At 58.6% G+C, this 20,480-nt stretch carries 16 protein-coding genes and 1 pseudogene; all 17 read left to right on the top strand.

Annotated features, from left to right (window positions below):
- Positions 1 to 150 precede the first annotated feature (150 nt).
- The 17 genes and pseudogenes from rfbC to I6F36_RS02910 all read left to right on the top strand — a co-directional run bounded on the left by rfbC (position 151) and on the right by I6F36_RS02910 (position 20,460).
- Positions 151 to 708: a dTDP-4-dehydrorhamnose 3,5-epimerase gene (gene rfbC / locus I6F36_RS02990; protein ID WP_225132538.1), complete on the top strand. Its 558-nt coding sequence runs from the start codon at positions 151 to 153 to the stop codon at positions 706 to 708.
- A gap of 14 nt (positions 709 to 722) precedes the next feature.
- The gene (gene rfbB, locus I6F36_RS02985) at positions 723 to 1,781 is read left to right on the top strand and encodes a dTDP-glucose 4,6-dehydratase (RefSeq protein WP_225132537.1); all 1,059 of its coding nucleotides are present in this window, start codon (positions 723 to 725) and stop codon (positions 1,779 to 1,781) included.
- A 7-nt stretch (positions 1,782 to 1,788) separates the two neighbouring features.
- Entirely contained in the window at positions 1,789 to 2,778 is a 990-nt protein-coding gene (gene rfbD / locus I6F36_RS02980; protein WP_225132536.1) for a dTDP-4-dehydrorhamnose reductase, read from the top strand.
- Positions 2,687 to 3,574: a glucose-1-phosphate thymidylyltransferase RfbA gene (rfbA, locus tag I6F36_RS02975; RefSeq protein ID WP_225132535.1), complete on the top strand. Its 888-nt coding sequence runs from the start codon at positions 2,687 to 2,689 to the stop codon at positions 3,572 to 3,574. The genes rfbD and rfbA overlap by 92 nt, the downstream gene beginning before the upstream one ends.
- A 104-nt stretch (positions 3,575 to 3,678) precedes the next feature.
- Positions 3,679 to 5,974: pseudogene (locus I6F36_RS39825) on the top strand (DUF4082 domain-containing protein).
- Positions 5,975 to 5,984: 10 nt separating this feature from the next.
- Positions 5,985 to 6,305: a hypothetical protein gene (locus tag I6F36_RS02965; protein ID WP_225132534.1), complete on the top strand. Its 321-nt coding sequence runs from the start codon at positions 5,985 to 5,987 to the stop codon at positions 6,303 to 6,305.
- Entirely contained in the window at positions 6,283 to 8,502 is a 2,220-nt protein-coding gene (locus I6F36_RS02960) for a peptidase domain-containing ABC transporter (protein ID WP_225132533.1), read from the top strand. The genes I6F36_RS02965 and I6F36_RS02960 overlap by 23 nt, the downstream gene beginning before the upstream one ends.
- Entirely contained in the window at positions 8,499 to 9,926 is a 1,428-nt protein-coding gene (locus I6F36_RS02955) for an HlyD family type I secretion periplasmic adaptor subunit (protein ID WP_225132532.1), read from the top strand. The genes I6F36_RS02960 and I6F36_RS02955 overlap by 4 nt, the downstream gene beginning before the upstream one ends.
- A gap of 845 nt (positions 9,927 to 10,771) precedes the next feature.
- A complete protein-coding gene (locus tag I6F36_RS02950; RefSeq protein WP_225132531.1) occupies positions 10,772 to 11,284 on the top strand; it encodes a glycosyltransferase in 513 nt (170 codons plus the stop codon).
- 282 nt (positions 11,285 to 11,566) lie between these two features.
- Positions 11,567 to 12,631, top strand: coding sequence for a Gfo/Idh/MocA family protein (locus tag I6F36_RS02945; protein ID WP_225171011.1), 1,065 nt, complete (start codon positions 11,567 to 11,569; stop codon positions 12,629 to 12,631).
- A 48-nt stretch (positions 12,632 to 12,679) separates the two neighbouring features.
- Entirely contained in the window at positions 12,680 to 14,152 is a 1,473-nt protein-coding gene (locus I6F36_RS02940) for an oligosaccharide flippase family protein (RefSeq protein WP_225132529.1), read from the top strand.
- Positions 14,153 to 14,166: 14 nt separating this feature from the next.
- Positions 14,167 to 14,694 (top strand): acyltransferase, encoded by a 528-nt coding sequence (locus I6F36_RS02935; RefSeq protein WP_225144585.1) that lies wholly within the window; start codon positions 14,167 to 14,169, stop codon positions 14,692 to 14,694.
- 91 nt (positions 14,695 to 14,785) lie between these two features.
- Positions 14,786 to 15,961, top strand: coding sequence for a DegT/DnrJ/EryC1/StrS aminotransferase family protein (locus I6F36_RS02930; protein ID WP_225132527.1), 1,176 nt, complete (start codon positions 14,786 to 14,788; stop codon positions 15,959 to 15,961).
- 5 nt (positions 15,962 to 15,966) lie between these two features.
- Positions 15,967 to 16,959 (top strand): NAD-dependent epimerase/dehydratase family protein, encoded by a 993-nt coding sequence (locus I6F36_RS02925; protein ID WP_225132786.1) that lies wholly within the window; start codon positions 15,967 to 15,969, stop codon positions 16,957 to 16,959.
- 301 nt (positions 16,960 to 17,260) lie between these two features.
- Entirely contained in the window at positions 17,261 to 18,118 is an 858-nt protein-coding gene (locus I6F36_RS02920) for a glycosyltransferase (protein ID WP_225132526.1), read from the top strand.
- Between the two features lie 168 nt (positions 18,119 to 18,286).
- On the top strand, positions 18,287 to 18,802 hold the full coding sequence (locus tag I6F36_RS02915) for a UDP-N-acetylglucosamine--LPS N-acetylglucosamine transferase (RefSeq protein WP_225132525.1): 516 nt from the start codon (positions 18,287 to 18,289) through the stop codon (positions 18,800 to 18,802).
- Between the two features lie 509 nt (positions 18,803 to 19,311).
- Positions 19,312 to 20,460, top strand: a complete 1,149-nt coding sequence (locus tag I6F36_RS02910; protein WP_225132524.1) for a DegT/DnrJ/EryC1/StrS family aminotransferase — start codon at positions 19,312 to 19,314, stop codon at positions 20,458 to 20,460.
- Positions 20,461 to 20,480 lie beyond the last annotated feature (20 nt).

Genomic DNA, 20,480 nt, shown 5'->3' with positions numbered 1-20,480 from the left:
ATGCCCTGCGATTTCCGTGACTTGCAGGCTGATCTAACGGCTTTCGCCGAAATCGTGGGACCGTTTCGTGGTTTTGTGAGCGTGAAAGATTAATCTCGACGGAGATTATGGTCCGCCTCATCGAATTGAGAGCGGACAGAAGGGTACCCAATGTTGGAGCTGCGGTCCTTGGCGATCCCTGATGTCAAAATCATTCGCACAGATCGGTTTTCCGACGCCCGCGGTTACTTCTCTGAGACCTTCCAGCGATCAGCGTTTGCAGAGAAGGGAATTCTCCATGACTTTGTTCAAGACAATCAGTCCAGCTCGGATCGGATCGGCACGGTGCGCGGCCTGCACTTCCAGCGGCCGCCCTTCGCCCAGGCGAAGTTGATACGGGTGTTGAGCGGGGCGATTCTTGATATTGCAGTTGACCTCCGGCGTTCATCGCCCAGCTTCGGCAAGCACATCGCGATACAGCTGGATAGTGAAACCGGCGAGCAGGTGTTCATCCCGAAGGGGTTCGCGCACGGCTTCTGTACGCTGCAGCCCAAAACCGTCGTCTTATACAAAGTCGACCAGGTCTATGCCCCAAGTCATGACGGCGGCGTTTACTGGGCTGATTCAACATTAGCAATCGAGTGGCCCGTGACGCCCTCAGAAGCCCACGTGTCGCCAAAGGATCAGACTCTTCCTACGCTCAGCCAGCTCGGTTGCGTTTTCGACTAGTGGAGACGAGTAGAATGCGTATCTTGGTGACCGGCGGAGCGGGCTTTATCGGTTCTGCGGTCTGTCGCCGTTTGGTGCTACAGACTGGTGCCGCAGTGATCAACATAGACAAGTTGACGTATGCAGCCAATCTGGCTTCGCTCGCGAGCATCGAGAGGCTGGAGACTTATGCGTTCCTGCAATCCGACATCTGCCATCGCGCGGCCATGGATCTTGCGTTCGCCGACTATGAGCCTGACGCGATCATACATCTGGCCGCCGAAAGCCACGTCGACCGCTCCATCAACGGACCTGACGCCTTCGTCAATACCAATGTGGTTGGCACCTACACGCTCTTGGAGACGGCCCGAGCCTACTACGAACGTCTACCGGCTTCGAGGCGGAAGCACTTCCGATTCATCCATGTGTCGACAGACGAAGTCTACGGCTCGTTGGGACCAGATGATCTATTTCGCGAGGATGCGCCCTACAGGCCGAGCTCGCCCTATTCGGCGAGCAAGGCCGCCGCGGACCACCTCGCACTCGCGTGGTTTCGGACCTACGGCCTGCCGGTGATCGTGTCGAACTGCTCGAACAATTACGGGCCCTATCAGTTTCCGGAAAAGCTCATCCCGCTGACGATTCTCAATGCGATCGACCGGAAGCCTCTGCCGGTCTATGGCGACGGAAGGAATATCCGCGACTGGCTTCACGTCGATGATCATGCTGCGGGCTTGATACGACTTTTGCACGAAGGAAGGCCCGGCGAGAAGTACAATTTCGGCGGAGATGCCCAGCGATCCAACCTGGAGGTCGTCACCCGGATCTGCGACGTTGTGGATCGCTTATCTCCGGGCGCGGGGTGCAGACGTTCTCTCATTACGTTCGTGCCGGATCGTCCCGGGCATGATGCCCGCTATGCAATAGACGCATCGAAAGCACATCGCGAGCTCGGCTGGAAACCGATCAGAACCTTCGAACACGGCCTGTTCGAAACCGTCGGATGGTATCTCAAGAACCGCGCCTGGTGGGAGCGTGCTCGCAGCGGCGTTTATGACGGCTCGCGTCTGGGTCTCCTGGCCGCCCAAAACTGAGGTGGAGATGACAGATCGACCAATCCTCTTTGCCGGACGGAATGGTCAGCTGGCAATGTGCCTTCGTGATCTTGCCACAACGCGCGGTTTGCCTGCGGTAGCTCTCGGGCGCCCAGAACTCGATTTAGAGAATCGGGAAGGTATCGACAAGCTCATTGCGTCGATCGGGCCGTCTGCGATCATCAACACGGCCGCCTATACGGCGGTAGATCAGGCCGAATCTGAAGCGGCGAGGGCCTTCAGCATCAATCGCGATGGCGCGGCCGCGCTGGCGGATGTCGCGTGGCAAATGAACATTCCGCTCATCCATATCTCGACCGACTATGTATTCGACGGTGCTAAACCCGATGCGTACGATGAAAGCGACATTCCAGCGCCGTTGAACGTCTACGGCGCATCCAAGCTTGCCGGGGAGGCTGCTGTATTGGCAGCGCACCCGCTCGCGACCGTGATCAGATGCTCCTGGCTGTACAGTCCCTATGGCAGCAACTTCGTCCGAACGATGCTGCGGCTATGCGAGACGCAGCAGGTCGTGAGGGTTGTCAGCGACCAACATGGTAACCCGACTTACGCGTTCGACCTCGCGGAAGCCGTCCTCCGGATCGCACAACAGTCAGCAACGGAAGACCGCAGGGCCACGGCCGGGATCTTTCATCTCGGCGGCCAAGGCGAGGCAAGCTGGCACGATTTTGCGCAGGCAATCTTCCACGAGTGTTCCCGTCGTGGAGCGCGGATTCGGGCGCTCGAGGCGATCACGACTGAGGAGTTTCCGACCGCTGCGCGTCGGCCTCGGAACTCGCGCCTGGACTCATCCAAGGCCGAACGCGTGTTCGGGATTCGCCTGGCGCCTTGGCGCCATTCACTCCAAGCTTGTCTGGACCAGCTGGTCGGAGAAGGAGAAACCGATGCTGAAGGGAATCGTGCTGGCTGGCGGCAGCGGAACGCGCCTCTATCCGATCACACGAGTGGTCAGCAAGCAGTTGCTTCCGATCTATGACAAGCCCATGATCTACTATCCCCTGTCGACGCTGATGCTGGCAGGGATCCGCGAAATTCTGATCATCACCACGCCTTCGGATCGGTGTCAGTTCGAGGGATTGCTAGGCGACGGCAGTCAATGGGGGATCAAGCTTAGCTATGCTGAACAAACCCGCCCCGCTGGTCTGGCAGACGCGTTCATTGTCGGGGCCGATTTCATCGGAAGCGATCGCGTAGCGATGGTGCTTGGGGATAATATTTTCTTCGGCGATGGCCTGAGCGAGTTGCTTGCCAGGGCGGCAGGTCGCTCGGAAGGCGCAACCGTCTTTGCCTATCACGTGCGAGACCCAGAACGATACGGCGTGGTCGCGTTTGATGAAGCGGACCGCCCCGTATCGATCGAAGAGAAACCCAAACGGCCGGCTTCGAACTGGGCAATCACGGGGCTGTATTTTTTCGACAACCGCGTCGTCCGCTACGCTCGCCGTGTCGAGCCATCGGCGCGCGGCGAGCTCGAGATTACCGATCTTCAGATGCGTTACCTTTCGGCCAATGCGCTCCACGTTGAACGCATGGGGCGGGGATTTGCGTGGTTGGATACCGGCACGGTCGAATCTCTCATCGACGCGGGGACGTTCGTCCAGACCCTGGAGAAGCGCCAGGGAATGAAGATTGCGTGCCTCGAGGAGATCGCGTTCAGACTTGGCTTCATTGATCGCGATCAACTCCTAGCGTTGGCTCAACCATTGGAGAAGAGCGGCTACGGCAAATATCTGAGCGAAATCACGCGACTGCCGCAGTTTGCCTCGCGTTAGCACCACTCGGCCGATATCGAGGCCGGCTTAAATTATATGCATTGAATTGACCGTGGTTTAAAATGCGATTAAAATATTAAGAGGCGATTATTCATTTAATCGGTATGCTCATGCTGATTCAAAAGGCGACCGCCTTCGGCCGGGGAACTCGGCACGTTTTTTGGGAGCAGGATATTCCAGCCCTTTGGCAGGAATCGGCGTTCGCGAGCGCTTTCGCGGGTTTCGACGCACTTGGCCTCTGGGCTCCGCGGGTTGTTGATCGATCAGTAAGCGGATCATTCGCTCCAGGGAGTGACGCCGCGTTCCTCAAACAGGCGCATCGGACCGACTCGGCGAGCTTGCGCGGCGTTATGCCCGCTCTCTTCGCTGCACCTTCCAGGTCGCGATTGCCTGCGCTGCTATCTTCGACGTCTTTGACGAGCGGTCATAATGGCCTGGCGCCAACGTTCTCATCTGTGGCGGGCGAAGCAGCGCAGAAATCACAATCGGCTTCCACTCCCGGCGCCACTCACTGGGTCCATCCGACTGACGGCGCCTGGAATGTCGCAGCGAACTGGAGCGCCGGGCTCCCAGGCGCCATCGACGCTGCCTTCCTCGATGCGGCAGGAACGTATGTCGTCACGAGCTCGGCCGGTGTTGATATTGGGAGTCTGATCCTCGATGCAGGTGCGACGCTTTCGTTGAATGCCGGCTCGCCGTTTATCGTCGAAGGCGATGTGCTGAACAATGGGACAGTCGAGGTTGGAGCGTTCCTCGGCAATCGCATTCCGACCGGGGAGTTCAGGGGTGACGTCAGCGGCACTGGATCTTTCGAGATTGCAGACAAGGCGATCCTGGAGATCGGAGGTTCGGTTTCCGGCCAGTTCTTGAATGGATCGTTCTCCGGCATAACGGTGTCGTTCGAAACGGAAACTGGCACGCTTGTCCTCGATCAGTCGGCCAACTTCCACGGCTTGATCGCCGGTTCGTCGCCGGGAGCGCCGCTTGCGCCAGGCAACCTCATCGACTTGAAGGATCTCCCGTTTACATCGTCGATGTCGGCGACCGTCCACTACGACAATAGCTCGAATATCAGCACGGTCGATTTCAGCAACGGTGCGGCCAATGTCTCCTTGCTGTTCTCGGGGATGGACTTGAATTGGAAGTTTGAAAGCGATGGGCAGGGAGGCACCATTGTTTCCGATCCGCCCACGAATCCCATTGTACTGGAAAACCAGAAGCCAGGTACGCCGAAGAGTGTCTGGCAGATTCAGCCGGGTGAGAATTCAACTCTGACCGAAGGGTTTGCGACAGCAATCAGCACTAATGTCGGGGGAACGAGCAGTACCGGCACGCTGCTGGCGAGCGCGACGTTCACCAACGAGGGCAGCAGTGGCTGGCAGACCGTCACATTCAACAATCCCGTGTCCATCTCGGCTGGCACGACCTACGTGGCGAGCTTTCACAGCAATGGCCATTATGCGTCCACCACCAACTACTTTACCACCGCGCGCACCAGCGGTCCGCTCACGGCTCCTGCGAGCATCAACGGCGTCTACACCTACGGCACCGGCAATCTGTTCCCGACCAGCACGTACAACGCCAGCAATTACTGGGTCGACGTCGTCTCCAACGGAACCAGCGGCAGCAACCAGCAACCGGTGGCTACGGCTGACAACGGCTTCCACGCCACTCAAGGCGTCCCTTTTACTATCGACGGGGCGGCGCTGCTTGCCAACGATACCGATCCGAACGGAGACGCTCTGACGATCACTGGCGTGAGCGGTGCCGCCAATGGGACCGCCAGCTTCAACGCCCAGAACAATTCGGTAACGTTTACGTCAGCGAGCGGCTTTACCGGGCCGACTTCTTTCGACTACTCCATCTCAGACGGCCGGGGCGGCACTGCAAGCGCCTCCGTCAACGTGACGGTGCATGCCCCATCGTCCAACGTCGTTAGCCTGTTCAGCTCCAATCCCACGCCGAGTGTTGTATCGGCCAACGATGGCCAGGCGATCGAGGTTGGAATGAAATTCCAGGCCTCCGCCCCAGGTGATATCATCGGGCTACGTTTCTACAAGGGACCGTCCAACACGGGTACGCACGTTGCCGCTTCTGGCGACGGCCACGTTCACCAACGAAACGGCGAGTGGTTGGCAGCAGGTCAACTTCAGCACTCCGGTGACGATCGCGGCGGGGACCACGTATATTGCGTCTTACCACAGTGCGGGAGGCTATTCTGCGGATCCAAACCTCTTCGCCAGCTCCCTCACGAATGGACCGCTAACGGCTCCGTCGTCGTCGTCGAGCGGCGGCAACGGCGTTTACGCGTACGGGACCGACAGTTTGTTCCCCACGAGCAGTTTCAACGCGACGAGTTACGCCGTGGACGTTCTATTCAGACCTCAGCTAGCAGCATAGGAGACGTAAGATGCACGCCGAACTTTATACCGATGGTATCGAAGAAATTACCGTCAGCGGAACCATCGTCCGCGTCGATCTGGTCAGTCTTTCACCGACAGAGCGTGACGCCAACAACGCCCCGAAGCGGGTATTTTCTCAGCGTCTGATCTTTTCGGTCGAATCTTTCGCCAACTCGGTCGACGTGATGCAGAAGGCGCTTCAGGGCCTGGTTGATGCGGGCGTGGTCCGGCGGAACCAGCCGGCTCAATCGCACAACGGTGCGTCGGGAGTACGTGATGCGCTGCCGCCCAACACACGGTCTCTGAATGTCTCCTCGAATTTCCGCTGACGTCGATGCCGCTGGCGGCGCGAACGACCGGGTTGCGGACGCGCCCGCGCCCGGATTGTCGACCCAGACGGCATTGGAATGCCTGTCCAAGGTTTCCAGTCACCATGGCATAGATCTGCCGGTCGAACGCTTGAAGCATGCGTATGCGGTAGCCGACCCGCTCTCGTTGAATCTCCTGCTGCGCATGGCGAAGGATGCAGGCCTGCGCGCGAAGAGCACGAAGCTGGATTGGGGCGCGTTGATTCGTCTTGGAGAGGCCTATCCGGCGCTGGCGAGGCTCGCCAATGGCAACTGGATCGCTGTCCTTGGCGCGGGACGGCGAACTGATGGCACCGAGGTCGTCAGCATCTTCGACCCGCTCGCCGATCGCAAGCACGAGGTCTTGGTTGTCGAGCGCGATCGATTCTGTGCGCAGTGGCCCGGTGACACGATCCTGATCAAGCGCGAGCAGTTGACACAGGATGGTCGAGGGAGTTTCGGCCTCCGGTGGTTTGTGCCGGAACTGCTTCTTCAATGGCGGCTGTTCAGGGATGTCGCCATTGCCGCCATCCTGCTCTATGCGTTGGGCCTCGTCATCCCGATATTTTTCCAGCTCGTCATCGACAAGGTTTTGGTTCACGAAAGCTTCACCACTCTGTACGTACTCGCGACAGGAGCGGCCGTAGCGCTTGTCTTTGACGCGATATTCGGCTTTCTGCGGCGCTACTTGTTGCTATATGCGACCAATAGGGTCGACATTCGCGTCGCTACGAAGACGTTCGGTCATCTCCTCGGGCTACCGGTCACGTTTTTCGAACACATGGCCGCCGGGGTCCTGGTCAGGCACATGCAGCAGGCGGCGAGGATCCGTGAGTTTCTGACCGGGCGCTTGTTTCTGACGACCCTCGATGCGCTTTCGCTATTCGTCTTCCTGCCGGTCCTTGCGCTTTATAGCGTCAAATTGACTTTGATGGTCCTGGCCTTCACCGCCGCGAGCGGCGCCGTCGTCGGCCTGCTCATGGGTCCATTTCGACGACGACTGTATGATCTATATCAAGCAGAAGGTGCGCGGCAGGCTCTCCTCGTCGAAACAGTTCACGGCATGCGCACCGTGAAATCGCTGGGGATGGAGCCAGCGCAGAGCAGGGTTTGGGATAGCCGCTGCGCGCAGTCCGTGACCATGCGATTCGGTGTCGAGAAGATCTCCGCAGGCGCCCAGGCGCTTACCGGATTTCTCGAGAAGATCATGACGCTCGGAATCATCTCCGTCGGGGCACTCGATGTCTTCGCCGGCGAAATGACAATCGGCGCGTTGGTCGCCTTCAATATGCTGGCCGGCAGGGTCTCCGGACCGCTGGTCCAGCTCGTGACCATGGTGCACGAATACCAGGAGGTGGCTCTTGCCGTGAAAATGCTCGGCGAGGTGATGAATCAGAGGCCTGAGCGCGACGGTCGGAAAGATGGGCTGCGGCCCGACCTTGCCGGCAAAATCGAGTTCGAAAGTGTCTCTTTTCGCTACGGATCCGAGGGATCGCCGGCGCTTGATGATGTCTCCTTCACCGTCGAGCCAGGATCGATCTTCGGAATCGTGGGACGGAGCGGCTCAGGCAAGACGACTCTCACCAGGCTGATTTCGGGCATGTATCCGGTGCAGCAGGGGCTGCTGCGCATCGACGGATATGACTCCAGGGAGCTCGACCTCGCGCATCTGCGCCGAAACCTTGGGATCGTCCTGCAAGACAATTTCCTGTTTCGCGGGACGATTCGCGACAATATCGCCTGCGTGAAGCGTGATGCCACCTTTGCCGAGGTTGTCGCTGCAGCGCAGCTCGCAGGCGCCGACGAGTTCATCGAACGGTTGCCGCGTGGCTTCGACACCATGCTTGAGGAGGATGCCTCGAACCTGTCCGGCGGGCAGAAGCAGCGGCTCGCGATTGCGAGAGCTCTGATCGTCAATCCAAGGATCTTGATTTTCGATGAAGCGACGAGTGCCCTCGATGCCGAAAGCGAAATGATCATCAGGCGCAATCTCCGCCGTCTGGCGGCAGGACGTACCGTTATCGTCGTCTCGCATCGGTTGTCTATGCTGACCGAAGCAAGCCAGATCCTGGTGATGGACCGCGGCCGGATCGTCGATATGGATCGCCACGATCACCTCCTATCGAAATGCACTATCTACAGGCATTTGTGGAATCAACAGATGAAGCAGATTGCATGAGGGAGACAGGTCCATCACGCGCGGATGTGAAGCCGAACGGTCTCGTTCCGGCCAGATCTGTCGAGCGCCGCCGCAGGCTATTCAGGCAAGGGCCGAGGCGAGCGCCGATCATCGCCGAATTCCAGTCCGATGCGACCGAACTCGAGCAGCAAGCGCCACCGCGGCTCGCGCGCTTCACCCTTTACGGCGTACTTGCACTAATTGCTTTCGTGGTCATCTGGGCTTCCGTTTCGCAGGTGGAGATGATCGTCACGGCGCAGGGAAAACTTACCACGACGCGTCCCAACCTGGTCGTGCAGCCGTTGGAAACGTCGGTCATACGCGAGATCCACGTCAAGGCCGGTGATCGCGTCAACCGCGGCGACGTTCTGGCGACGCTCGATCCGACGTTTTCGCAGGCGGATTTCGACCAACTGCGCGGCAGAGTGGCTGGATTCGATGCGTCGATCGATCGTCTGAGCGCTGAATTGAACGGAATCGAGTATGCCATCAAAGAGCTGACGAACGCGGATCAGATCCTGCAAGGCAAGTTGTTCTTGCAGAAGAGAGCCGCCTACGAGGCGCAGATCCAGAACTACGACGCACAGATCGCTTCCGCGCAAGCCAATCTCAAGACAGCACAGAATGAAGAGGCGGTTCTCCTTCAGCGGCTCGACACAATGCGTTCGATTGAGGCGATGCGAACCACGCTGATGGATAAAGAGGTCGGCTCGAGGCTGAACTTCCTACTGTCTCGCGATGCTCGGCTCGAGGTCGAAAGCAATCTGGCGCGTGTCCGCGGCAGTATCGCCGATAGTACCCATCGGCTGGAGAAGGCCCGCGCCGACCGAAAAGTATTCGCCGAGGAGTTGCGTCGCACCACTTATCAGGAACTGGTGGAGACGCTGCCGAAGCGCAATAGCGCAGCAGAGGAATTGAAGAAGGCCGAGCTTCGTCGACAGTTGATCATCCTGCAGGCGCCGGCAGATGCCGTAGTGCTGGATATCGCGAACCGGACAGTCGGCTCGGTGGTTCGCGAGGCCGAAACGTTGTTTGTTCTGGTTCCGCGCGACGTGCCGCTTCAGGCGGAGGTCAACGTCGAGGGGCGGGATATCGGTCAGGTGGCGCTCGGACAGTCGGTTCGGATCAAGTTCGAAGCGTTTCCCTTCCAGAAGTATGGAACTGCAACGGGAGAAGTCCGCGTCATCAGTCAGGATACGTTCTCCCCGGATACGAAGGCCGAAGGTGCGCGCCGCGCGCCAGCTCCTTATTACCGCGTACTGGTCGACTTGTCGGACACGCACCTTCGGCTGCCGGCTGAACGCATTCAACTGATTCCGGGTATGGCGGTGACGGCCGAACTGAAAGTCGGCAAGCGCACCGTGATCTCCTACTTCCTCTATCCATTGCTACGCGGACTGGATGAAAGCATCCGGGAGTACTAGGTAATTCAGCGTAGATGCCGGTTCAGGTAGATCAGTCCTCATCCGGAGAGGGCGCGCGCTCGCGAGAGTCGAGCTACGCCCTTTGAGGCTTGGTGCTGCAGCCCGAACATGGCCGCCGGGCGCACACCCATCGTCTGGATGGATGTTTCCCGACCAATAAAATCCCTCGCAGGATGCGTGATCTCCGAACGCTCAATGTGTTGCTTGTCTGTCCACCTGCCGCCTGAGAGCACTAGGCCTTAGCAGATACTTCGTCCAACATCCCTCAGCTGACTGCACTTCAGGGCCGAAGTATGCCTTCGGGGTGGTATTACAGGCGATTGTCGAAGAGTACTGCGCGCGCTGTCGGGTGCGCGTGTCGGAACTTGCATCGAACTGACGGAGCGCGTCGCGGTGGTTGAGGGCAAGCGCCGCACGCTGTTTCATTCCATATCGTCAACCGCGGGGCCGAAAGCTTCAAAGTCGCGAACAAAAATCGCGAGAAAACAGGGATGGATCTAAAAGTTTAATTTAATTATCTCCTTGAAAATAACCGCTCGGGCGGTATTATAGAATAATAATTAAACGCCGTTTAATTGAATAATACATTTCTCTCCAAGGGGCTGCGGTGCGTGCGTGGATGTTGCGATGGTCCTTCGATACTCAAGGTATGGCCGACACGGTCGATCTCGCGAGCGCGGTTGTGGGCTGGCCGGCGTTCGACATCTTCGCATGCGCAGTGGACGTCGCCTCGTATGTAGTTCCACCACGAATGGCCGGACCGCATTTGTCAGGAGCCAAGTCGCGTGTGGTGGCGGTGCGTCACCTTGCTCGCATGTCAAACGTATCTATGAAGGACTCGCGTTATGATTTTCGTAACAGTCGGAACGCAAGTGCAATTCGACCGTCTGATCCGAACGGTCGACGAATGGGCCGGTGCACGCGCAAGGAGCGATGTTTTCGCTCAGATCGGGCCATCAAACTGTCCATTCAAGCACATCCGTACCGAGCGATTCATTGACCCAAGTCGATTCAAAAGTTGCGTCGAGGCGGCAAGCGTGGTGATCGCTCATGCAGGCATGGGCTCCATTATCACCGCCCTTGAGCTCGGAAAACGAATTATTGTCATGCCACGTCGTGCGAGCCTGGGTGAACACCGAAACGATCATCAGATAGCAACGGCAAAACAGTTCGCGGCGCAAGGCCGTATTGAGGTCGCTTTCGAAGAACGGGAATTAACGGACAAATTGGATCAGTTGGACATCGTCAATCGATGCGAACGCCTCGGTGGTGAAGCATCGCCGCAGCTGATCATGGCAATTCGGAGTTTCATCGAAACGGGACATGTTCGTTCCGGACCTAACAGCGCTTCAGCTTAGGCGGTGGATATGAAAATGCGATACGGCCGAGCCTTTTCTCCTGTCCAGTCGTGCCGTAACGATGACGGAGACCTCCGCCTAAGCCAGCGACGAAGATTGCCAAAAGCGCACAGCCCTGCTCGACGTCGCCATGGCAACCGTGAGCTGGAATGTCGTAGACACACTGCGCGTGTGTCCGTGTTCATTTGGCCGCGAGGTCAGCGGTGTGGCCATCGCCAGGGCTGCCGAACTAACCTAGCAAGTTGAAAAAACCTCACGCGAGTTTTTGATCACGGTGCAGTTATGTCGAACGATACAGTTGGCATTGGGGTTGTCGGATACGGCTATTGGGGACCGAACCTGGTCCGCAATTTCGCTGCTCATCCTTCGGTACGTCTAGTTGGTATAAGCGACCTTGATCCGGAGAAGCGCGCGACCAGCAAGCGTCTATATCCGGGAGCGATAACGACGTCCTGTTACGATGAACTGTTCAAGAACCCGGCCATCGATGCCGTGGCCATCGCTACGCCGGTTCATACACATTATGAATTGGCGCTATCCGCGCTCAAGGCGGGAAAGCACGTTCTGGTTGAAAAGCCGCTGGCACAAAGTTCAGATCTGGCCCGACGCCTGATCGATGAGGCAGCTCGGCGCGGTCTGATACTGAGCGTGGATCATACTTTCGTCTATACGCCGGCCGTACGGAAAATCCGCGAGCTCTTGCTTAAGAAGGAGCTCGGTGAAGTCTATTACTACGACAGCACGCGGGCCAGCCTTGGCCTGTTCCAGAGCGACGTCAACGTGATCTGGGACTTAGCGGTGCACGACATTTCGATTATCCACCATATCTTGGATGAGAGGCCTGTTGCAGTTTCGGCGACGGGATCGTGCCATGTGGCCGGCTCGCCGGAAAGCATGGCCCATATCACATTGTTCTTCGATAGCGCATGCGTTGCCCATATCAGCGTCAACTGGCTCTCGCCAATCAAGGTCCGCCAGACGTTCATTGGAGGCAGCAAGAAGATGATCGTCTATGACGATCTTGAACCGACGGAAAAGATCAAGGTGTATGACAAGGGTATCACCGTGGACGGCCCCTCCGATCACGCCCATCATTTCCGGATCGGCTATCGGGCTGGAGATATGTGGGCGCCCCACGTCGCCCCTAAGGAAGCGCTGCAGGTCGAGGTCGAGCATTTCATCGCTTGTGTGCGCAATGGGACGCCACCGATCTCGAGTGGCATGTCCGGACTGCGGGTGATCGAGGTCCTGGAGGCTGCATCTCGGTCGATCGCCGAACACGGCAAGCCGGTCCTACTGAAACGGCAGGAGTACAGGAGTCCGGAACGTGCGACGGCGACGGTTTGAAGCATTGGCGGGCGACACGCTGTCCGCGAACAGCGCGACGGTCTCGCGATGAATTCGGTAGAACGTTCCATCCTGTTTTCAGCGGCCGACCGCTATGGCAGCCTTATCCTGGTCTTCGTTGCCACCGCTATCCTCGCTCGTCTGCTTTCGCCGGCAGAATTCGGGGTCTATGCAGTCGTCACTGCCATCACGACGGTGATTGGCGCATCCTTTTTTGAGTTCGGGGGCGGAAACTATCTGATTCAGAAGCGTGAATTATCCACGGCGGACGTTCGCTCCGCGTTCACCATCACGCTCGGAATATCGGTATCAATTGCGCTTCTGCTGTTCGTGCTTGCGGGCCCGCTCTCGGAGCTCTTTGCCCAGGACAGTCTCAGAAAGGGCATCCAGGTGTCGGCGCTGAATTTTGTTCTAGTCCCGTTTCACGGGACAACATCCGCTCTGCTCCGCCGCGACATGAAATTCGGCACGCTGGCCGTGTGCAACCTGGCAACCGGAGCGGCGACGGCCCTCGCATCGATCGTGCTTGCGATGGCGGGATTCAGCTACATGGCGCCAATCTGGGGCGGATTGGCGGGGAGCATTGTATTCACCGTGATGCTGCTTGCCAATCATCGGGACTGGGGCGCCTTGCGTCCATCGCTGCTTGGGCATCGCGAGGTAGTCAACTTCGGTCTTTACTCCAGCGCGGTCAGCGTCATCAATCTCGTCTACAATCTGGCGCCGCAGCTGCTGCTCGCCAAGATCCTGGATTTTGGATCTGTCGGTCTGTACACCCGGGCCACCAATCTGACACAAATGTTCGACCGGCTCGTCGCGCAGGCTCTAAATCCTGTCATTATGCCGGCGATTGTCGCACAACGCAGGGCAGGGGCGGATCTGAAGGCCGTCTATCTCGAGGCCGTTGAACTACTTTCGGCTGTGCAGTGGCCGTTCTTGATTTTTGTCGCGCTCATGGCTCAGCCGATCGTTCTGATTTGGCTCGGGCAGACGTGGCTGGAGATAGTTCCCTTGGTCCGCATTCTCTGCATTGCAAATCTTGCGCTATTCGCCGCTTGCCTTACCTATCCCGTGTTCCTCGCGGTTGGAAGCGTGCGCGACGCCTTGGTGTCTTCGCTCATCTCGCTACCACCTTCGCTTCTGGTCGTTCTGTGCGCATCCTTTTTCGGCGTAGAGGCTGTCGCAAGCGCGGCCCTCGCAACACTGCCGTTCCAGACAGCCGTGGTGATATATTTCCTCAAACGTCATCTGGCCTTCAGTTCAGGGGAGTTTTTCCGCGCCTCTCTGAAGAGCGGCCTGGTGACGTTCGCTATGGCCCCCGGTGTACTGGCTTGCGCCGCATTGATCGAAGCGGGCATGCTTACTTCCCTGACCGGCCTGATACTGTCGTTCCCCATTGCCGGCCTCGGCTGGTGGTGCGGATTGATAATGACCGGCCATCCGCTGCTGCATCAGCTTCGCCACGTTGTAGACGGGCTCTTCCGGAGTGCGCCGAGGCTGCGTCGATCACGTCCGGCATAATCTGGAGGACAACCGTGCCTATAACGAAGGATGTGAAGCTAGGCCGCGACGTCAGGATATTTCATCCCGAGCTGGTCAACCTGTATGGTTGCGCCGTTGGCGATGAGAGCAAGATTGGAGCCTTCGTCGAGATTCAGACGGGGGCAAAGATAGGTGCGCGTTGTAAGATTTCGTCGCATACCTTCGTCTGCGAGGGCGTCACGATCGAAGACGAAGTTTTCATCGGCCACGGTGTGATGTTCACGAACGACAAATATCCGAAGGCGACAACCGCAGATGGTCGTCCTCAGCTGGCTTCGGACTGGACACTTCAGCGCACTCACGTTGGTAGGAGAGCTTCCATCGGCTCGAATGCGACCATTCTATGCGGCGTGACGATCGGAGAGGGGGCCTCCGTAGGTGCGGGAGCAGTGGTGACAAAGGACATTCCCCCCGGCGCCGTCGTGGCCGGCGTGCCTGCTCGGATTCTGTCCGCCGCTGACGACGGGGTGCCAAGCGGTCGTAGCTCAGCAGAGCCGCTTCAGAAAGACTACCACCGGTAATATATATTCTGCTTGAATTTAACGCTTGATTAAATTTAATAGTCGGATTTAAATAGCCGATATAATGTCGATCAAATCAAGGCTTTGAATCTTGATACCCTTCCTGGACCTGAAAGCGCAATACAGCCAGATCAAGCCGGAAATCGACGCCGCGGTGGCGAGGGTCGTCAGTAGCGGGCACTTTGTGCTCGGACCCGAGGTCACAGCCTTCGAGGAACGCTTTGCAAACTATTGCAGGACCACCGCTTGTCGCGCGGTGAACAGTGGCACCTCGGCGCTTCACCTTGCCTTGCTGGCGGCCGGCGTCGGATCCGGTGACGAAGTCATCACGGTTTCCATGACGTTCGTCGCAACAACCGCAGCTATTCTCTACAGCGGCGCCAGGCCGGTATTTGTCGACGTTGACCCGGTAACATGGACGATGGATCCCAGCTTGATCGAAGCTGCGATCACACCGCGAACCAAGGCGATTCTGCCAGTTCACCTCCACGGGCTGATGGCCGACATGGATCCGATAATGGCCATAGCGCGTCGTCACGGGCTGGTCGTCATTGAGGACGCCGCGCAGGCGCACGGCGCGGAATATCGCGGACGTCGCGCAGGCTCGATCGGCGATCTGGGATGTTTCAGCTTTTATCCGGGCAAGAACCTCGGGGCGTTTGGCGAGGGTGGGGCGGTCGTCACCGACCGGCCTGAATTCGCACGCCGTGTGTCCCTGTTGCGGGATTGGGGGCAGGAGGCGAAGTACGACCACGTCATTGCCGGATACAACTATCGCATGGACGAAATCCAGAGCGCGGTACTGAATGTCAAGCTGGACTTTATTGAGCATTGGACGGATGCACGTCGGTCGCTGGCTGAGCGATACAATGCGCTGCTTTCTGGTCTTCCATTCGCGCGTCCCCAGCCGCCCCAGTACGCCCGCCACGTGTATCACGTCTATGCGGTCAGATCGGAGCGCCGCGACGACGCGCTGAACCGATTGCGTGATGCCGGGATTGGCGCCGGAATTCACTATCCCGTCCCAGTGCATCTGCAGAGGGCATATGCAGAACTCGGCTATCGGGTCGGTGATTTCCCCGTCACTGAGATGCTCGCGAACGACTTCCTCTCTCTTCCCATCTATCCCGAGTTGCCGCCGGAACGGACGGCCGAGGTTGTCGGAATATTGAGGAGTGCGGCGCTGCAGCCTAGCGCAGACATCAGCACCCGGTCGGAGCATCCACAAAGCTTCATGACATGGTCCCACAACAGGAGAGCGTCTTGATCGATATCAAGGGTAAACGCGTTCTGGTCACCGGCGGGGCGGGATTTATCGGCTCCCACATCGTTGATCTGCTCTGCAACGAGGGCTGCATCGAGATTGTTGCCCTCGACAACATGATCAGAGGCCGGCCGGAAAATCTCCGGCGGGCGCTCGGGCGTGGACCCGTAAGGCTGGTTCACGGCGACATTCGCGATCGCAAGCTGATGGAAGCGTTGGTCAAGGCTGCCGACATCGTCTTTCACCAGGCCGCGCTCCGCATTACTCATTGTGCGGCCGAACCGCGCCTGGCCAAGGAGGTCATGGTGGATGCCACCTACGACCTGCTGGAGCTGTGCATCAAGCACGATATTGAGAAGGTCATCGCGGCCTCTTCGGCATCGGTATATGGCATGGCTGAGGAGTTTCCGACGACAGAGCGGCAGAATGCCTACAATAACCGAACCCTCTATGGGGCCGCCAAGGCGTTTAACGAAGGGCTACTGCGGGCTTTCAACGATGCATGCGGCCTCGACTATGTGGCATTCCGGTATTTCAACGTCTATGGCAGCCGGATGGACATCCACGGACGGTACACCGAGGTCTTGATCCGCTGGATGGAGCGGCTGGAAGCCGGATTGCCTCCCGTTATCTTTGGCGACGGCCGTCAGACCATGGATTTCGTCCACGTCCGCGACGTCGCGCGTGCCAACATCCTTGCCGCCAGGGCAAAGATTACCGATGAGGTCTTTAACGTCGGGAGCGGCACTGAAACAAGCCTGACCGAGCTGGCTACGGTACTTGCGTCGGTGATGGGACACCGCGGCCTCACGCCCGAATTCGCGCCGGAGCGCTCGGTCAACCCAGTACCGCGACGGCTGGCCTCGACGGGTAAGGCAGAGCGTTTGCTGGGCTTCCGCACCACGGTTTCGCTGGAGCAAGGGCTCGCAGATCTCGTGAAATGGTGGCGATCCGAGCGCGAGCTCGCTTCGGAACATCAGCGGCAGGCGGCGGCGTCGTGATTCCGATCGCAATGTCGCTACTTGCAGATCAAGAGACCGAAGCGACGCGCCCGGCCGCTCTCTCTGCTTGGGCGTCGGAGCGTTCGACGCCGAGGCGGAACGCGCGGCCCTGCCATCCGGCTAGGTTCGGTAGAGTCCGCAGACGGGGGTAAGCACGGGTTCGCCCCTGTAGTCGGCTCGGTCGATGCCTGTGGGCGCCCGCGCAAAGCCATCGCCTGCGAGGCTGAACCACCCCATGAGGCTGATCGAACCTGTGGCAGCCTCAGATACGCAAATTTGATCGATCTCGACCGGACCATTCATGATTTCGATCGTCGTCCCAGCCCACAATGAGAGTTCTGTGATCGCACGGACGTTGAGGCAATGGGTTGGCAACTCAGCTTCGGACCAGATCCGTGTGATCGTCGTCTGCAACGGGTGCTCAGACGACACTGCGAACGTCGCCCGGCGTTTCGGCCCAGCCGTCAATGTTTTGGAATCGAACATCGCAAGGAAAACCCACGCTCTGAACCTTGGCGATCAAATCGCGGACGTTTTTCCGCGGATTTATGTTGATGCCGATATTCTGATTACCGTTGATGCCATTCTGGCTTTGGCAAGACGCCTCGATGAAGGTGGCGTTTTGGCGGTCGCGCCTACAGCCGACATCAATCTGGCAGGCTGTTCCTGGCTCGTCCGTAAATACTTCGGAATCCGGTCACGGCTGCCATCTTCGCGGGAGGGTATCGGCGGTTCTGGCGTCTATGCCTTATCTGAGGCGGGACGCAAGCGGTTCGGCCAATTTCCAGACATCACCGCTGATGACACCTTTGTTCGACTTCAGTTCAGACCAGAAGAGCGGGAGACACTGCCCCGCGTTAGGTCCACGGTATTCGCCCCACGCACTCTGCTGCAGCTTCTCGCCGTCAGAACTCGTGCCTACAGGGGAACATTCGAGCTCGCCCGGCGCTTTCCTGAACTGCGCGTCAACAAAGGACCGGCGAATGGCCGGGCGCTCATTGCGCTGTTCAAGGAACCTCGCTTATGGGCCGGACTATTGATTTATTGTGGGGTCAACATTGCCGCTCGCTGTAAGGCTACCCTGGGTTCCCGACTTGGAGCTCATCGTTGGCAACGCGACGACACTTCCCGTGCGGTACTATCAGATTCAATCAAGTAAGATTCCAATGCGGCTGGCATGACAGGAAATCGGACGTGCTCCGCATATAAATCGCTTGATTTTAAATGGCGGCCTGTTAATTTAAATTAAAACATTAAATGCAGGCACCGAGGACCCGATCCGTTGATGGGAGCTTGCGAGCTTGCAGCGTTCTAGGGAGGCCAGCCCATGCTTCTCAGCCCGGTTTTTCACCGCAAGACGTTGCTCAAGAATAACACGCCGCGGTCACCCGGCACTCGGCCGAAACTGCTGGCGGTCTCTTCGGGTGGGGGCCATTGGGTGCAGCTGTTGCGGATCAAACCCGCCTTCGAGCATTGCGAAGTCACGTTCGTCACCGTCCACGACTCCTATCAAGCGCAGGTGCCCGACCACAAATTCTACCTTGTCAATGATGCTAACCGGTTGACCAAACTCGCGCTGTTGAAGGCGGCGCGCAGAATGGCCTGGATCGTTTGGAATGAAAGGCCGGACATCGTCGTTTCGACGGGTGCCGCTCCGGGATATTTGGCATTACGGTTTGGACAAATGATGGGTGCGCGCACTATCTGGCTCGACAGCATCGCCAACATCGAGCAGCTTTCGATGTCGGGCGACCGTATTGGTCATTGCGCCGACCTCTGGCTGACGCAGTGGCCCCATCTGGCGCGACCTGAGGGACCTCATTACACAGGCGCGGTGCTATGAGTATCCTGGCGGTCGGAATGCCGTCACAGCTGGACCAGCAGCTCCATGTCTTCGCGCATCGTGATTTCTCGTGACGGCATTGCTTGCAAGATTACCTCGAGCTTGAAAGTGGATGATAGTCATGCCTCCTCGAGGGGGACTCGATCGCGGTTTCCCCCGGGCGACCATCTGCGCTGACGCGGTTGTGTCGCGTGAGGTTCGGCTACGCGACCGTAGTGTCGTGCGCATCGGCTGCAAGGAAGCCAGGTTGGCGCCTGAAGCTGTCCCCGACAGTGTCGGAGATCCACATTAGATTTAATTATTATCGTTTGGTTAATTGACTTAATTATAATAATCTATGACAAATAAATCGCCACACCGCATCGCGCTCCAGGATAGGAATAGTCCTTGATGCCCTTGTCAGGTTTGAAAGCTCAAGATCATCGGGCCAGTTCTGAGATCGATGTAGCGCCAGGTCCGGGGGCGGGGGGTTGGTGTGGGCGGCTCGCCAGCAGGAGGGCGATAATCCCGTGATTCCGATCGCATTACCGTTGCTTGCTGAGGAGGAGGCCGACGCAGCTCGCGCAGCTGTACTCTCCGGCTGGGTCTCGCAGGGCCCACAGGTGGCAGCCTTCGAGCGCGATTTTGCGGCCCTGGTCGGTGCGCCTTATGCCTGCGCCGTTTCCAACTGCACAACCGCCCTGCATTTGGCGCTCGTCGCCCTGGAGATTGGGCCTGGCGACGAGGTCATCACGGCCAGCCACTCGTTTATCGCCACGGCCAATTGCATCCGGTATTGCGGCGCGACTCCGGTCTTTGTCGACATCGATCCCGGTACATACAATATCGACCCTAACCGGGTTGCCGAAGCGATCACTCGGCGCACACGCGCGGTGATCGCCGTCCACCAGATGGGTATGCCCTGCGATCTGACAGCCCTCGCCACGCTGGCCGATCGCCAGGGCATCATCTTGATCGAGGATGCGGCCTGCGCAGCCGGCAGCCAGATCCGAGTGGATGGCAGCTGGGAGCGCGTCGGCAAGCCGCATGGGCGGATCGCCTGCTTCTCCTTTCACCCCCGCAAGGTCATCACGACCGGCGAGGGTGGGATGCTCACCACCTCCGATGCGAAGCTCGACCATAAGTTCAGGCTGTTGCGCCAGCATGGCATGAGCGTTCCGGACATCGTGCGGCACGGCTCACAGCAGGTGATCTTCGAGGACTATCTGGTAGTCGGCTACAACTACCGCATGACCGATATACAGGCCGCGGTCGGACGCGAGCAGCTCGAGCGGCTGCCTGCACTGGTGTCTCGACGCCGCGCGATCGCGGCCCGCTATCGAGAAATGCTCGGCAATTTCGCAGGCCTGAGACTGCCGATCGAGCCCGATTGGGCGCGGTCCAATTGGCAGAGCTATTGCGTTGGGCTGCCGGACCGCGTCGACCAGCTCAAGATCATGCAAAGCCTGCTCGATCAGGGCATCGCGACTCGACGCGGCATTATGTGCTCGCACCGGGAAGCGCCCTACGCCAAGGACAAGCACCGCCACGATCTGCGGCACTCCGAGTTCGCGCAGGACAATTCGATTTTGTTGCCAATTTACGCGCAGATGAACGAGGAAGATCAGGAGCGGGTCGCCTGCGCGTTGCGAAGGGAGCTCCAAGCCTCTGCATTGTAATAGGCCGCGTTCCTCAAGGC

This window comes from Bradyrhizobium sp. BRP19, from assembly GCF_020194195.1.
In the GTDB taxonomy this organism is placed as follows: Bacteria; Pseudomonadota; Alphaproteobacteria; order Rhizobiales; family Xanthobacteraceae; genus Bradyrhizobium; species Bradyrhizobium yuanmingense.
This window is presented reverse-complemented; position numbering and strand designations above follow the sequence as displayed.